The sequence below is a fragment of the Defluviimonas sp. D31 genome (assembly GCF_033436765.1).
Lineage (GTDB): Bacteria > Pseudomonadota > Alphaproteobacteria > Rhodobacterales > Rhodobacteraceae > Albidovulum.
In genome coordinates this window covers 384,166-396,927 of sequence record NZ_JAWQFN010000004.1, presented here as the reverse complement: position 1 = coordinate 396,927, position 12,762 = coordinate 384,166, and the positions used below count along the sequence as shown (strand labels likewise).

Sequence of the window (12,762 nt, the reverse complement as noted above, 5' to 3'; positions counted from 1 at the left end):
AAAGCGCGATCAGGCCATCGTCGCGATGATTGCGCGCAGCGTCTCGATCCCATCGCCCTTTTCCGACGAGGTCACGACGATCTCGGGGTATGCGGCGGGGTGTTTTTGCAGCGCGGCGCGGACCTGGGCGAGTGTCTTCTCGCGGTCGGCGGCCTTCACCTTGTCGGCCTTGGTGAGCACGACCTCGAAGGTCACGGCGGAGCGGTCCAGCAGGGTCAGGATCTCTTCGTCCACCGGCTTGATCCCGTGGCGCATGTCGACCAGCACAAAGGCACGGCGCAGCGTCTGGCGCCCGCCGAGATAGGACTTCAGCAGTCGCTGCCACTTCGCCACCACGGCGACGGGCGCCTCGGCATAGCCGTAGCCGGGAAGGTCGACGAGGTAATGGCTGCCGCCGGCGGTGAAATAGTTGATCTCCTGCGTGCGCCCTGGCGTGTTCGACGCCCGTGCGAGCGCCTTGCGCCCGGTCAGCGCGTTGATCAGCGACGACTTGCCCACGTTCGAACGGCCGGCGAAACAGACCTCCATCCGGTCGGCCGGCGGCAGACCCTCCATCGCGACGACGCCCTTGAGGAACTCGACCGGGCCCGCGAACATCAGCCGGCCCGTCTCGCGCGCGGTCTCATCGGGTTCCGCAATGGGGAAGGCGATCGTCATGCCAGAAGTTCCGCGGTGTCGCCGACGCTCACTGTACCGGCCTCAATGACCTTGGCGTAAAGCCCGAAATCCTGGTCGCCATGGAGCGCATTGAGCGCCTTGAGCGTATCGGCATCGCGCAGTCCGGTCGCCGGGTTGGCGGTCGTCGCCAGGCAGCGTTCCTTTGGCTCGACGATCTCCAGCACAGCCGCGCCAAGCCGCAGCCTGCGTCCGACCCAGCCGCGCTCCTCCCAAGGCCGCAACCCTTCGAGCCAGATGTTTCCACGCCAGCGCAAGGGCGACAGGGCGACGCCGAGATGCTCGCCGAGCGCCCGGTTGGAGGCGAGCGAGATCAACGAGAGCGAGGGATAGTCGGTATCGGTCATGCCGCGCCCTGTTACCGAATAGAGCCGCGCCGGCTGGGCGCGGTCGGCGGGGCAGAGCGGGCGAACCCAGTCAAGAAACCGCGCGACTTCGGCGGCATCGTCGGGGCGGAAGGTCAAATCGGCGCGGTCCGGGTGGCTCAGCGTCAGCGTCGCCGTCTCCTCGTCGAGCCGGGCGTTGATCGCCATCAGGTTCGGCGCCTTCGATCCGCGCGAGAAGTTCTGGCACGGCGACCATTCCCCCTCGACGATCTTCGCGGCGTCATGGGCAACGGCCCAGCGGCGGTCCCAGGGCAGGCCCGCGCCGACGGTCAGCGTGACCGCGGACAGGGCCTCTCGCCCGTGCGACTTTAGCGGGTGGCGCTGCAGGGAGGCGACGGTCGGGGTCACTTCGAGGCCGGCTTGTCGCGCTTGAAGCCGCTCCGGATGTTGCCGAAGAGGTCGGGGCGTTTCCCGTGCATCGACATGATCGTGTACTGCTGGATGAAGGTGATCGTGTTGTTCGCGATCCAGTAGAGCACGAGGCCCGAAGCGAACGATCCCAGCATGAACATGAAGATCCACGGCATCCACGCGAAGATCATCTGCTGCGTCGGATCGGTCGGAGCCGGGTTCAGCTTCTGTTGGAACCACATAGAGATGCCGAGGAGGATCGGCAGCACGCCGAGCGAGAAGATGAAGAAGATGCTCTCATGCCCGGGTGTGGCGTAGGGCAGGAGCCCGAAGAGATTGAGGATCGAGGACGGATCGGGCGCGGACAGATCCTCGATCCAGCCGAACCAGGGCGCGTGGTAAAGCTCGATCGTGACGTAGATCACCTTGTAGAGCGAGAAGAAAATCGGGATCTGCAGGAGGATCGGCAGACAGCCCGAGGCCGGGTTGACCTTCTCCTTCTTGTAGAGCGCCATCATGCCCTGCTGGAGCTTCTGGCGGTCCTCGCCGGCCTGTTCCTTGAGCTTCTCCATCTCGGGCTGCAGTTCCTTCATCTTTGCCATCGAGACATAGGATTTGCGCGCCAGCGGGAAGACGATGAGCTTGATGATCACGGTGAGCGCGATGATCGCCCAGCCCATGTTGCCGATTGCGCCGTGGAGCCAGTGCAGCAGCCGGAACATCGGCTTGGTGAGGAAGAAGAACCAGCCCCAGTCGATCGAGTTGACGAAGCCCTTGATGCCCGTCTCGTCCTCGTAGTGCTTGATCGCTTCCCATTCCTTGGCGCCGGCGAAGACCATTGTCGTCGCCTGCGCGGTAGCGCCCGGCGCGACCTCCATCACAGGCAGCCGGGCCTCGGTCTGGTAGATGTCGGCGCCGGGGACGTATTTCACGACCGAGGTGAAGGCTTGACCCGGGGCGGGGGCGAGCGTCGTCATCCAGTACTTGTCGGTGAAACCGATCCAGCCATCCGCGGCGACAGGTGTGACCGACGTCGGAGCGCCCTCGCGGGTGTCGACGGTCAGGTCGGGCAGTTCCTTGTATTTCAGCTCTTCGAGCTTGCCATCCGAGCTCCGCACCACGCCCTCATGAAGGACATAGACGCTCTGGGTCTTGGGGATGCCATGACGTGCGACGATGCCGTAGGGCGCGAGTCGCACCGCGGCGCCGGTGTTGTTCTCCACCGACTGGGTGACGGTGAAGAGGTAGTTGTCGTCGATCTCGATCTTGCGGTGGAAAATCAGTCCCGCGCCGTTGTCCCAGCGAATCGTCACCGGTTTGCCGGGTGCGAGCGTGGCGCCGGACTCCGCCTCCCACAACGTCTTCGCGCCCGGCACGAGCGCGGGATCGAGCCCGCCGGCCGGCGACCAGCCGTGGACGGCGTAATAGGGTTTAACTGCCTCGACACCCGTGGTGCCGATCGGCGCCAGAAGGCGGATGTTCGGCGAGCCTTCGTCTAGCTTGGTCTTGTAGTCCTTGAGCGACAGGTCGTCGATCCTGCCGCCGAGGAGCGAGATCGACCCGGCCAGCCGGGGCGTGTCGATCGAGATTCGCGGCGCGGCCGCGATCTCGGCCGCGGCGACGTCGGTCTGGGGCGCGGTGGCGGCGGGCGCGGTCGCGCCGCCGCCCGGCGCGGTATCGCCAGCGGTCTGAACCGCGGCCGGAGAGTCCGGGGCCGGCGCCTGCTCGGGGGGCGGGAAGAGCGTGAACCAGATCAGGATCACCAGGAATGACAGCACTGTCGCGAGGATGAGGTTCTTGTTCTGATCGTCCATGACGACACACCACCTGTCCGGCAAAGGGTTGGGCAGGTTCAACAGAACGGGCAGCGAAAGGTCAAGCGGTTTTCCCCTGATTGCACTTGCCTCGCCCTCGGATTCCGACCAGTCGCGGGCCGCTCCGCGACGACAGAGGCCGGTTTCCTTCCGGCCCTCTCAGCCCACCTCTTTCCCCGTTCCCGAACCCGCGCGGCGACAAGGCCCATCGCCACGGCGCAACGGCAGGGCGCCAGCCCTGTCTCGGCGTCGGCAGAACGTCGGGTGGCTTCAACCCGAGCGACGCGACATGCCGGGCGTTGCCGCCAGCTTTGAGCGGTGCTTGCGCAGCCACTCGGCGGTCGCCTGATACGGCATGGGCCGCGCGATGGCAAAACCCTGGACGTGGCTGCAGCCAAGTTGCGCCAGAAGCGCATGCTCGCCGATTGTTTCGACGCCTTCGGCCAGCGCCTTGATGCCGAGCTGATAGGCCATCGACAGGACCGCGGCGACCATGCGCTGCTGCGACGGGTCCGTGTCGACGCGAGTGACATAGGAGCGGTCGATCTTGATCCGCTGCACGGCAAAGCGGCGGATCGATGCCAGCGAGGCGTGCCCGGTACCGAAATCATCGAGATCGATCCCGCAGCCCAGCTGTGCCAGCGCGGCGATGTTGCGGACGACAAGATCGTTGTCAGTCTCAGCCACGACCGATTCCAGAACTTCGACTGTCAGCCGGCGGGGTTCGAGGTCGAACCCTCAAGCTCCCATTTCAGCTTTGCGACCAGGTTGGGATTGCAAAGCTCCGCCCTCGCGAAGTTGACGGACACGCTCGGCACCTTGATCCCGGCCCTGTCCCAGCCGCGCAGCGCCGCCAGGGCCTGGCCGAGTATGACCTCGCCAAGCCGCTCGCCAAGACCTGCGGACTGCACGACCGGCAGGAATTCGGCAGGCGGAAGCACGCCGCGTTCGGGATGCTGCCAGCGGGCGAGCGCCTCGAACCCGCCGATATCCCCGGTGTCGGTCGAGATCTGCGGCTGGAAATAGGCGACGATCTCGCCCGCCTCCAGCGCCGCCTCGATCCGGTCGGTCAGCGCGTCGCGGTCGCGCGCGGCCCGGCCGATATCGGCCGAATAGGCGCGGATCGCCGCCGGACCGTTGCGGATCGCCTCTTCCTGCGCCAGCTCCGCCGCCGTGAGAAGTTCCGCTCCCGAACGCGCCGGTGCCCGGGCGCTCAGGCAAAAGCCCACCGAGGCGGTGACGTAGGCGGTGGCAGCGTCGATGCTGACCGGCTCGGCCACGGCGGACTTCAGCCTGCCTGCGATCTGGATCACCGTCTCCAGGTCCAGCCGCCGTGCGGGCGCCAGCGCGACCGCGAACCGGTTGCCGTCGATCCGCACCATCTCGTCCTGTTCGCGCAGAACGCCGCCAAGCCGCTCCGTGAGCCGGGACAGCACCCGGTCGAGTGCCGTCAGCCCGTAGGTTTCGGTCAGCCGCTCGGGCTCGTCGAGGCCGACCACGAGGCAGGCGGTCCTCTTTCCGGTCGCTTCCTCGGCCTCATAGGCGCGGTCGAGCACCGCGACGATCGCGGCACGGGGCGTGCCGGCCGGAGTCGCTTCCCCTTTCCCGCCCCCGCGCGGGGGACGCCGCGCGAGCCAGACCGCGGGCAGACCCGCGGCGGCGATCGCGGCGCCTTCGGAGCCGAACCAAAGCCAGCCGAGCGCGATCGCAGGAACCAGGGCGAGGTATTCCGGCCGGATCAGCCATGCGGCGCGTTGCCGCCAAGTGTCGCCGCGATCCTGTCGGCACATGGCAGGTTCCTTCCGTTTCGGGCCGCCATCCGGGCCCCGTCGCGCCGACGCTATGCGGTCGGCATGACCGGAAGATTAATCGCGCTCGGGCAACCTGAAGCCGTTTTCGCTAAAATTCGCCGCATCCGTGCCGCCTAGCGCGAGCCCGGCGAAATCGAAGAGTTTCGGGTCGAGCAGATGCGAGGGCCGGGCGTTCATCAGCGCCCGGAACATCACTTGGCGCCGCCCGGGGCTGCGCGCCTCCCAGCCGTCGAGGATCTGCTTGACCTGCTGGCGCTGCAACCCCTCCTGCGAGCCGCAAAGGTCGCAAGGGATGATCGGGTAGTTCATCGCCCGGGCGAATTTCTCGCAATCGGCTTCGGCCACGAAGGCCAACGGCCGGTAGACGAAGATATCGCCGTCCTCGTTCACGAGCTTCGGCGGCATCGTCGCGAGCCGCCCGCCGTGGAAGATGTTCATGAAGAAGGTCTCGAGAATGTCGTCGCGATGATGGCCGAGGACCACCGCCGAGCAGCCTTCCTCGCGCGCGATGCGGTAGAGGTTGCCGCGCCGGAGACGCGAGCAGAGCGAGCACATCGTGCCGCCCGGCGCGATCTTCTCGGTGACAATGGAATAGGTGTCGGCGTACTCGATCCGATGGGTGACGCCCATCTTGGTGAGAAACTCCGGCAGCACCGTGGCCGGAAAGCCCGGCTGGCCCTGGTCGAGGTTGCAGGCCAGAAGCTCGACCGGCAGGAGGCCGCGCCATTTCAGCTCGTGGAGCACCGCGAGCAGCGTGTAGCTGTCCTTGCCGCCCGAGAGGCAGACGAGCCAGCGCGCACCGCGCTCGATCATGCCATAGGCCTCGATCGCCTCGCGCACCTCGCGCACGATCCGCTTGCGGAGCTTCTTGAACTCCGTCGAGGAGGGAGCGCCGTGGAACAGCGGATGGATATCGTCGGCTTCATCGAACATGGCGCTGCGATACTCCATCGGCGGGGTTCGGGCAAGCTGGCGCCAAGGGCCCCCGGATTTTGAGAACGCGCCCGACGGTGGCATCCTTTCAGGATCCGACACCGCGACTGACGGAGGAGAACATGGACTATCTCTTCGTGGCCCGCACCAAGAAGGGCGATGCATTCGGCGATGAGCCGGCCACGAGCCATTTCGTGGCTGTACCCGAGACCTCGCGCGACATCCTCTGGTCCCACAGGATCGCGAAGTCCGAGTGGCGCCGCGCGGTGATGGACGCGTCGAAAGGCGGGACGCCGAGCGGCCTGACCAAGGGCGACATCGTGTTCTACGTCCATGGCTTCAACAATTCCCAGGCGCTGGTGCTCGCGCGTCACCGCAAGATCCGCGCGGCGCTGGCGGCGCAGGGCTTCGCGGGCGTCGTGGTCAGCTTCGACTGGCCGAGCGCGGATTCCGCGCTGAACTACCTTGAGGACCGCGACGACGCGAAGAGCGCGGCGCACCAGCTGGTGACCGAGGGCGTGGCCCCCTTCGCGCGGTTGCAGGAGCCCGATTGCCGCATCGACATGCATGTGCTCGCGCATTCGACCGGGGCTTACGTCGTGCGAGAGGCCTTCGACGACGCCGACGACCGGATGTCGGTCGCCGCGCATAACTGGTCGGTCAGCCAGATCCTGCTTTTCGCCGCAGACATCTCGGTCCAGTCCCTGGACGATGGCAATCCGAAGTCGTCCTCGCTCTACCGCCACTGCGTGCGGCTCACAAACTACTACAATCCCTTGGACGAGGTGCTGTCGATCTCGGCGGTCAAGCGGATCGGTGTGGCGCGGCGGGCGGGACGCGTCGGGCTCGACGAGCCACCGGCAGCGAAGGCGGTAAACGTCTATTGCGGCGCGCATTTCCGGGACAACCAGCACATCTACGGCACCGGGATCACCGCCGGGCATACCTGGTATTTCGACGATCCGGTCTTCATGCGGGACGTCCATTTGACGATTTCCGGCCAGCTTGACCGCCACGAGTTTCCGACCCGGGCGCCGACCACGCTCGGAAACCTCGCGCTGAAGGCGCCGTGACGGCCGCTCAGATCGGGCCGGCGCCCTCGCCAGGCAGCTGGCCGCGATAGGAGCCGAGGTCGCCGAAGCAGCGCGCGACCCAGTCCGGGTCGTAATAGGTGTCGAGATACCGCCGACCGCTGTCGCACATCAGCGTGACGATGGAGCCCTTGCGCCCGGCCTCCATCATCTCGCGCGCGACCGCGAGCGCGCCCCAGAGGTTGGTGCCGGTAGAGGCCCCGGCCTTGCGGCCGATGCGGTCCTCGAGCCAGTGGATCGTCGCCACGCTCGCGGCGTCGGGCACCTGGATCATGCGGTCGATCACGTCATGCTGGAACGAGGGCTCGACCTTCGGCCGTCCGATGCCCTCGATCCGGCTCGAACAGGCGCGCTTCAGTGTCCGGTCGCCGGTCATGTAGCTGTCGTAGAAGACCGAGTTTTCCGGATCGACGACGACCAGCTCGGTGTCGTAGCCGCGGTAGCGCACATAGCGCCCGAGCGTGGCGGAGGTGCCGCCGGTGCCGGCGCTCATCACGATGGCAGTCGGGACGGGATGTGGTTCGCGTTCCATCTGGGAGAAGATGCTTTCGGCGATGTTGTTGTTGCCGCGCCAGTCGGTGGCGCGCTCGGCATACATGAACTGGTCCATGAAATGGCCACCGGTCTCAGCGGCAAGCGCCACGGCGGCGTCGTGCATCTCCGGCGCGCTGTCGACGAAATGGCAACGTCCGCCGTAGAGCTCGATGAGCGCGATCTTGCTGCGCGCGGTGCTCTTCGGCATCACCGCGATGAAAGGCAGGCCGAGCATGCGGGCGAAGTAGGCCTCCGAGACCGCGGTCGAGCCCGAGGAGGCCTCGATCACCGGCCGGCCCTCGCGGAGCTTGCCGTTGCAGAGCGCGTAAAGGAACAGCGACCGCGCCAGCCGGTGCTTGAGGCTGCCGGTCGGGTGGGTGCTTTCGTCCTTGAGGTAGATATCCACCCCCTCTATCCCCGGCACCTCGAGCCGGAAGAGATGGGTGTCGGCCGAGCGCTGGAAATCCGCCTCGATCCTGTTGATCGCCTCATGTACCCATGGCCGCATTGCCTTCCTCTCCGTCGGGGCGGCCGCGCGAGGCGCCGCCCTGTTACTTCTTGCGTTCCGGCACCGGATCGTAGCCCGAACCGCCCCAGGGATGGCAACGGCCAATCCGACGCGCGGCGAGCCATGCGCCCTTCAATCCGCCATGTTTCTCGAGCGCTTCGAGCGCATAGGCCGAGCAAGTCGGTTGGTAGCGGCAGGAATGGCCGACCCATGGGCTGAGCAAGAGCCGGTAGGCGCGCACGGGCAGGGCGAGGAGATGGGCGAGCGGCGTCATCGGCCAGTTCCGTGGATCTGGCGGAGCGCGCGTTCAAGGTCCGCCCGCATCAGCGCGAAGTCGCGGGTCGCAGTGGCTTCGGGGCGGCCGACCAGAACGTAGTCCCAGCCCGGTTGGCCCTGCGTGGGCAGCACGGCGCGGGCGATTTCCCGCAAGCGCCGCTTGGCGCGGTTGCGCGCCACCGCGTTACCGAGCTTCTTCGAGCAGGTGTAGCCGATGCGGATCGCCGCGCCACCCGGCTCGTTCTCGCGGCGCTGGCGGGCCTGGAGGAGGAAGCCAGGCATGCCCTGCCGGCGCGCCTGCGCGGCGCGCAGGAAATCCGCGCGCTTGGTCAGCGTCAGGCAAACGGAAACCGCCGGCGGCGTTTCCGTGCCCCGGCCGATCTGGCCTTGCACGGGTGCCTCCGGCGGTGTCATGCCGATTGCGGTCGGGCTGGCCTCAGGCCGACAGGACCTTGCGGCCCTTGGCGCGGCGGGCGTTCAGCACCTTGCGGCCACCCTTGGTCGCCATGCGCGCACGGAAACCGTGACGGCGGGCGCGAACGAGGTTCGACGGCTGGAACGTGCGCTTCATCGCTTCAACTCCGGTTGGGGGCGGCCCAAACCCTTCGGGATTCGAAGGCCGCTATCATTCGAAGCCCGGCTATTAGACGGGCCTGCGCATCAAGTCAACTCGGGCGGCGGAGTTTTTTCCTCTTCGAGGGCCCCGATTCGTCGAAGCGGATTTCGCCTGTCGCCAGAACGACTTCGGCAATCGGAGGTTTAATACGCCGCAGCGAAGGACTATCTTCGGATCGGACGAAGGATTGCACAATCGGAAATTGCACCCTGGGGCATGGATAGCGGACGTCGGGAACGGAATCGTTTGATGTTGTTCAACACACTGTCCGGCCGTTTCCTGCTCCTGACGATGCTCTTCGTCATGCTGGCCGAAGTGCTGATCTTCGTGCCCTCGGTCGCGCGGTTCCGCGAGGACTACATCCTGTCGCGCCTCGAACGGGCGCAGATCGCCTCGCTCGCGCTTCTGGCCACGGACGAGATGATCGACGCGAACCTCGAACGCGAGCTTCTCGACAATGCCGAGGTGTTCAACGTCGTCCTGCGCCGCGACGAGGTGCGCCAGCTCGTCCTCTCCTCGCCGATCCCGGCGCCGATCGAGGCGAGCTACGACCTGCGCGACGCCCCGGCCTGGGAATTGATCCGCGACGCGGTGATGACCCTCGTCGATCCCCGGAACCGAATCATCCGGGTGATCGGCGCGCCGGTGCGCCAAGCCGGCCTCCTGATCGAGGCGACGATGGAGACCGCGCCGCTGCGGGCGGCTATGATCGACTACGGGTTCCGCATCTTCCTGCTGTCGCTGGTGATCTCGGTGGTGACGGCCGTGCTTCTGTTCCTAGCCGTCCGGAGGCTTCTGGTCGCACCGATCCATCGGGTCGTCAGCCACATGAGCGTCTATGCCGAGGCCCCCGAGGATGCCCGCCGCTTCATCGAGCCGCAGGCGCGCGTGGTCGAGCTGCGCGAGGCCGAGGAGGCGCTGCAGTCGATGCAGCGCCATCTGACCGGTGCGCTCAGGCAGAAGGACCGGCTTGCCCAGCTTGGCGGGGCGGTGGCGAAGATCAGCCACGATCTGCGCAATATCCTCACGACCGCACAGCTCCTGGCCGACCGGATGGAGGCGAGCGCCGATCCTATGGTCAAGCGCGCCGCGCCGAAACTGGTGAACTCGATCAGCCGCGCCGTCGGCCTTTGCGAATCTACGCTCGCCTTCGGCAAGGCCGAAGAGCCGCCGCCCGTGCTGACCCGCTTCATGCTTTCGCCGCTCGTCAGGGATGTGGTCGAAAGCGAGAGGCTGGCGTCTGAAACATCCGGCGCCGAGTTCGTGACGGACGTTCCCGGCAATCTCTCGATTCGCGCCGATCACGAGCAGCTGCACCGGGTTCTCACCAATCTCGTGCGCAATGCGCGCCAGGCGATCGAGGCGACGGGCGCGGGCACGATCGAGATCGCTGCCGGCGAGGACGACCAGGGCTGGTGGATCCGCGTCGGTGACACCGGTCCGGGTCTGCCCGAGCGCGCCCGTGAGCATCTGTTCCAGCCGTTCCAGGGCGGCACCCGCAAGGGCGGCAGCGGTCTCGGCCTCGCGATCTCGGCCGAGCTCGTGCGCGGCCATGGCGGACGGCTGGAGCTGGTGCGCTCCGATTCCGAAGGCTCGGAGTTCATGATCCACCTTCCGCGCGAGCTTGCGACCCCCGCGGCGCACTGACCGCCGTGCGGTTCAAAGGCGCGTGCAATCTTCCTGTCGATTTCGCGCGGTTTGCCCTTGCATTGCCTCGAACAGGCCGCTAAATGCCAACGCCACGCACCCGTAGCTCAGCTGGATAGAGCACCAGACTACGAATCTGGGGGTCAGGAGTTCGAATCTCTTCGGGTGCGCCACCTCACATTACTGCGTCGTGAATTTCGCTAAAGCCTTGACGGGAATGGCGGCATTCGGGGTTCGAAATCCGTGGTTCCGGCGGCGGGCGTGACTCTATGGCTATTGTGCTGTAGCCAGCACAGGCGCAGGTCCGATCAGTTTCTGGGACTTCAGGAATTCGGGATAGTTCGGCGGGAAGCGCCATACCACCTCTCCGGGCGCGCGCACCAGTCCGCGCTGGATGGGGTCGCGGTTCGTCAGCAGCGAAATGAACAGGTCGCTGCTTGCCCATGGCGAGGACCGGAAATACCAGTGGCCATTGCCCGTGTTGGCAGCTTTGGCATCAGTTACATCGACTATGTTGAGGCCCTCGGTTCTTGCCAAACCCTCGACGATGGACGGAGCAAGCGTACCTTTCTGTCGCGTCTGACCGATGCGTTCACGTCCGAATATGAAGCGCGACATGGCAAGCGCGGAGTCCGTCTCGGACTGATAGAATGTCACGTCTTCGACCGCATCCAGAAGGCCGTCATCAAGGGACTGAAGGACGAATGACGTATCCAGATCGCTGCCGATCAGTATAAGGCGTCCCAAACGGGCTCTTGGTTCGGGCTGGAGCGCGATCTGATAGGCGGCTTCGAACACGAGCCGCGTGCCGGCACTGTAGCCCACGAGGTGGATGCGACGGGCACTGGTGTTCGCCGACAGGTATTCGATCAGGGAGCGCAGATTTCGGCGGGTCGAGAGAACGGATTCCTGATCCCGAAAATAGGCGAGCCGGCTTGGCGTCGCGGTCCAGTTGTAGCTGACGAAGGCGCCCTGATACCCCAGGAAGTGTTGCAACTCCTTCGAGACAAGCATCGAGTAGTCGAAGTCCACGTTGTACCCGTGCGTATAGATGAAGATGTCCTTGTTGCGGGACCGCGCCAGTTGCGCATCGATTTGAGCGGCGAACTGGCGGCCTGCGGACTGCATCTCCTCCTGGGACGGCACCTTCGCGAAATAGCGCGTGAGGCTGAAGGGAAAGACGCCGTATTCGTGCACCTCGGACAGTCGCAGTTTGTAGGTTTCCTTGCGATTCCCCTGCAGGGTGATCCGCCGAATATCTTCCCAGGTGTCGAGCGGCGGGTCGATTCTCACCCGGGCGATGCCGCCCCGCAGCAGGTGCCCGCGCTCGTTCGAGTAATAGGCTTGCGGATCGTCCTGCTCCACGGGGGCTCTGTCCGTCACGTAGAACAGTTTGGCGCGGTCGTAGACCGTTCCGGCGCTGATGTCTTCGAAGGGGTCGACATTGGCCTCCGCATAGAGTGTTGGCGACGGCATGAGATCGACCTCGTCGTAGATCTTGGGTCCGCAGGCCACGAGGAGGCATGTGGAAACCGCGAGCGTCAGGCGCGATATCGTCGCAACAAGCTGTTCTGCTCTCACAATCTTCCCTGTTCTCGGCCGGCAGGAAGACCCGTCGGGCTTTGCCTTGTCCGTCATCATTGTATTTCGGAGGCGGCGTTCCGTTTCGTTACGGAGGCTCTGGCTTGGCGTGATCTGATGCTGTGTGTCGGCGAACGTGTTCTGAAAGCGACGGCCTGCCCCAATGTTATGGTCCACCGAGCGGGCGGACCTGATCCCCTCGGGACCTCGCACCGGTTCCGGTCCGGGCGCCATGCGATCTTTCGGGTCGGTTAAAGTTGGACCGCAAATGCGTCTGGCGTCAAGTTGCCGGAGCCGAAGGGGTCCGGATTCCGAGCTTGAGGGTCCTCCATCCGTGGGTTCGCCGGGGCGATCGATGGCTCCGGCCGCCCGCGCGGCTGCGTCCGTGGCCAGAGGCGTCGAGGGCGATGGCCGGCCTCGCCAGAACGGGGAACTTGACGCCAGACGCATTTGCGGCCCAACCTGAGCCTGCCCGGAAAGGTCGCAGCAATCCCGGACCCCAGACAGGGTGAAAGTCCTTGCTGCGGCACGGACATGCA

Annotated in this window: 13 protein-coding genes and 1 tRNA gene; 3 read left to right on the top strand and 11 right to left on the bottom strand. The window is 65.9% G+C overall.

The window, feature by feature from the left end:
- Positions 1-9: 9 nt before the first annotated feature.
- The 6 genes from yihA to ttcA form a co-directional block, all read right to left on the bottom strand.
- A complete protein-coding gene (yihA, locus tag R5H32_RS10380) occupies positions 10-657 on the bottom strand; it encodes a ribosome biogenesis GTP-binding protein YihA/YsxC (RefSeq protein ID WP_318338607.1) in 648 nt (215 codons plus the stop codon).
- Positions 654-1,409, bottom strand: coding sequence for an MOSC domain-containing protein (locus R5H32_RS10375; RefSeq protein WP_318338606.1), 756 nt, complete (start codon positions 1,407-1,409; stop codon positions 654-656). Before R5H32_RS10375 ends, yihA begins: the two co-directional genes overlap by 4 nt.
- On the bottom strand, positions 1,406-3,226 hold the full coding sequence (gene yidC, locus R5H32_RS10370; RefSeq protein ID WP_318338605.1) for a membrane protein insertase YidC: 1,821 nt from the start codon (positions 3,224-3,226) through the stop codon (positions 1,406-1,408). Before yidC ends, R5H32_RS10375 begins: the two co-directional genes overlap by 4 nt.
- 270 nt (positions 3,227-3,496) lie before the next feature.
- Positions 3,497-3,913, bottom strand: a complete 417-nt coding sequence (locus R5H32_RS10365; protein WP_318338604.1) for an EAL domain-containing protein — start codon at positions 3,911-3,913, stop codon at positions 3,497-3,499.
- Between the two features lie 23 nt (positions 3,914-3,936).
- On the bottom strand, positions 3,937-5,016 hold the full coding sequence (locus R5H32_RS10360; RefSeq protein WP_318338603.1) for an EAL domain-containing protein: 1,080 nt from the start codon (positions 5,014-5,016) through the stop codon (positions 3,937-3,939).
- A 75-nt stretch (positions 5,017-5,091) separates the two neighbouring features.
- Positions 5,092-5,970 (bottom strand): tRNA 2-thiocytidine(32) synthetase TtcA, encoded by an 879-nt coding sequence (ttcA, locus tag R5H32_RS10355; protein WP_318338602.1) that lies wholly within the window; start codon positions 5,968-5,970, stop codon positions 5,092-5,094.
- Positions 5,971-6,092: 122 nt separating this feature from the next.
- Between ttcA and R5H32_RS10350 the strand changes: the two genes are divergently transcribed.
- A complete protein-coding gene (locus R5H32_RS10350; protein WP_318338601.1) occupies positions 6,093-7,043 on the top strand; it encodes an alpha/beta hydrolase in 951 nt (316 codons plus the stop codon).
- Positions 7,044-7,050: 7 nt separating this feature from the next.
- Here the strand turns inward: R5H32_RS10350 and R5H32_RS10345 are convergent, their stop codons facing one another.
- Genes R5H32_RS10345 through rpmH form a run of 4 tightly spaced genes read right to left on the bottom strand, consistent with a single transcriptional unit; the run spans position 7,051 to position 8,950 of the window.
- Positions 7,051-8,103: a PLP-dependent cysteine synthase family protein gene (locus R5H32_RS10345; RefSeq protein ID WP_318338600.1), complete on the bottom strand. Its 1,053-nt coding sequence runs from the start codon at positions 8,101-8,103 to the stop codon at positions 7,051-7,053.
- A 43-nt stretch (positions 8,104-8,146) separates the two neighbouring features.
- Positions 8,147-8,377, bottom strand: a complete 231-nt coding sequence (gene yidD, locus R5H32_RS10340; RefSeq protein WP_318338599.1) for a membrane protein insertion efficiency factor YidD — start codon at positions 8,375-8,377, stop codon at positions 8,147-8,149.
- The gene (gene rnpA, locus R5H32_RS10335) at positions 8,374-8,793 is read right to left on the bottom strand and encodes a ribonuclease P protein component (RefSeq protein WP_318338598.1); all 420 of its coding nucleotides are present in this window, start codon (positions 8,791-8,793) and stop codon (positions 8,374-8,376) included. The genes yidD and rnpA overlap by 4 nt, the downstream gene beginning before the upstream one ends.
- Before the next feature lie 22 nt (positions 8,794-8,815).
- A complete protein-coding gene (rpmH, locus tag R5H32_RS10330; protein WP_128186791.1) occupies positions 8,816-8,950 on the bottom strand; it encodes a 50S ribosomal protein L34 in 135 nt (44 codons plus the stop codon).
- 294 nt (positions 8,951-9,244) lie between these two features.
- Between rpmH and R5H32_RS10325 the strand changes: the two genes are divergently transcribed.
- Complete coding sequence (locus tag R5H32_RS10325; protein ID WP_318338597.1) at positions 9,245-10,642, top strand: HAMP domain-containing sensor histidine kinase; 1,398 nt, start codon at positions 9,245-9,247, stop codon at positions 10,640-10,642.
- Positions 10,643-10,738: 96 nt separating this feature from the next.
- A tRNA-Arg gene (locus tag R5H32_RS10320) sits at positions 10,739-10,815 on the top strand.
- A gap of 100 nt (positions 10,816-10,915) precedes the next feature.
- On the opposite strand, the gene R5H32_RS10315 is transcribed toward R5H32_RS10320, so the two are convergent.
- Positions 10,916-12,280, bottom strand: a complete 1,365-nt coding sequence (locus tag R5H32_RS10315; RefSeq protein WP_318338596.1) for an alpha/beta hydrolase — start codon at positions 12,278-12,280, stop codon at positions 10,916-10,918.
- Between the last annotated feature and the right edge of the window lie 482 nt (positions 12,281-12,762).

What these genes read in the sequence shown, in the direction of transcription:
- R5H32_RS10350 (WP_318338601.1), top strand. Translation starts at nt 6,093, where the DNA reads ATGGACTATCTCTTCGTGGCCCGCACCAAGAAGGGCGATGCATTCGGC.
- rnpA (WP_318338598.1), bottom strand. Translation starts at nt 8,793, where the DNA reads ATGACACCGCCGGAGGCACCCGTGCAAGGCCAGATCGGCCGGGGCACG.
- yidD (WP_318338599.1), bottom strand. Translation starts at nt 8,377, where the DNA reads ATGACGCCGCTCGCCCATCTCCTCGCCCTGCCCGTGCGCGCCTACCGG.
- R5H32_RS10325 (WP_318338597.1), top strand. Translation starts at nt 9,245, where the DNA reads ATGTTGTTCAACACACTGTCCGGCCGTTTCCTGCTCCTGACGATGCTC.
- ttcA (WP_318338602.1), bottom strand. Translation starts at nt 5,970, where the DNA reads ATGTTCGATGAAGCCGACGATATCCATCCGCTGTTCCACGGCGCTCCC.
- rpmH (WP_128186791.1), bottom strand. Translation starts at nt 8,950, where the DNA reads ATGAAGCGCACGTTCCAGCCGTCGAACCTCGTTCGCGCCCGCCGTCAC.
- R5H32_RS10315 (WP_318338596.1), bottom strand. Translation starts at nt 12,280, where the DNA reads ATGACGGACAAGGCAAAGCCCGACGGGTCTTCCTGCCGGCCGAGAACA.
- R5H32_RS10345 (WP_318338600.1), bottom strand. Translation starts at nt 8,103, where the DNA reads ATGCGGCCATGGGTACATGAGGCGATCAACAGGATCGAGGCGGATTTC.
- yidC (WP_318338605.1), bottom strand. Translation starts at nt 3,226, where the DNA reads ATGGACGATCAGAACAAGAACCTCATCCTCGCGACAGTGCTGTCATTC.
- R5H32_RS10360 (WP_318338603.1), bottom strand. Translation starts at nt 5,016, where the DNA reads ATGTGCCGACAGGATCGCGGCGACACTTGGCGGCAACGCGCCGCATGG.
- yihA (WP_318338607.1), bottom strand. Translation starts at nt 657, where the DNA reads ATGACGATCGCCTTCCCCATTGCGGAACCCGATGAGACCGCGCGCGAG.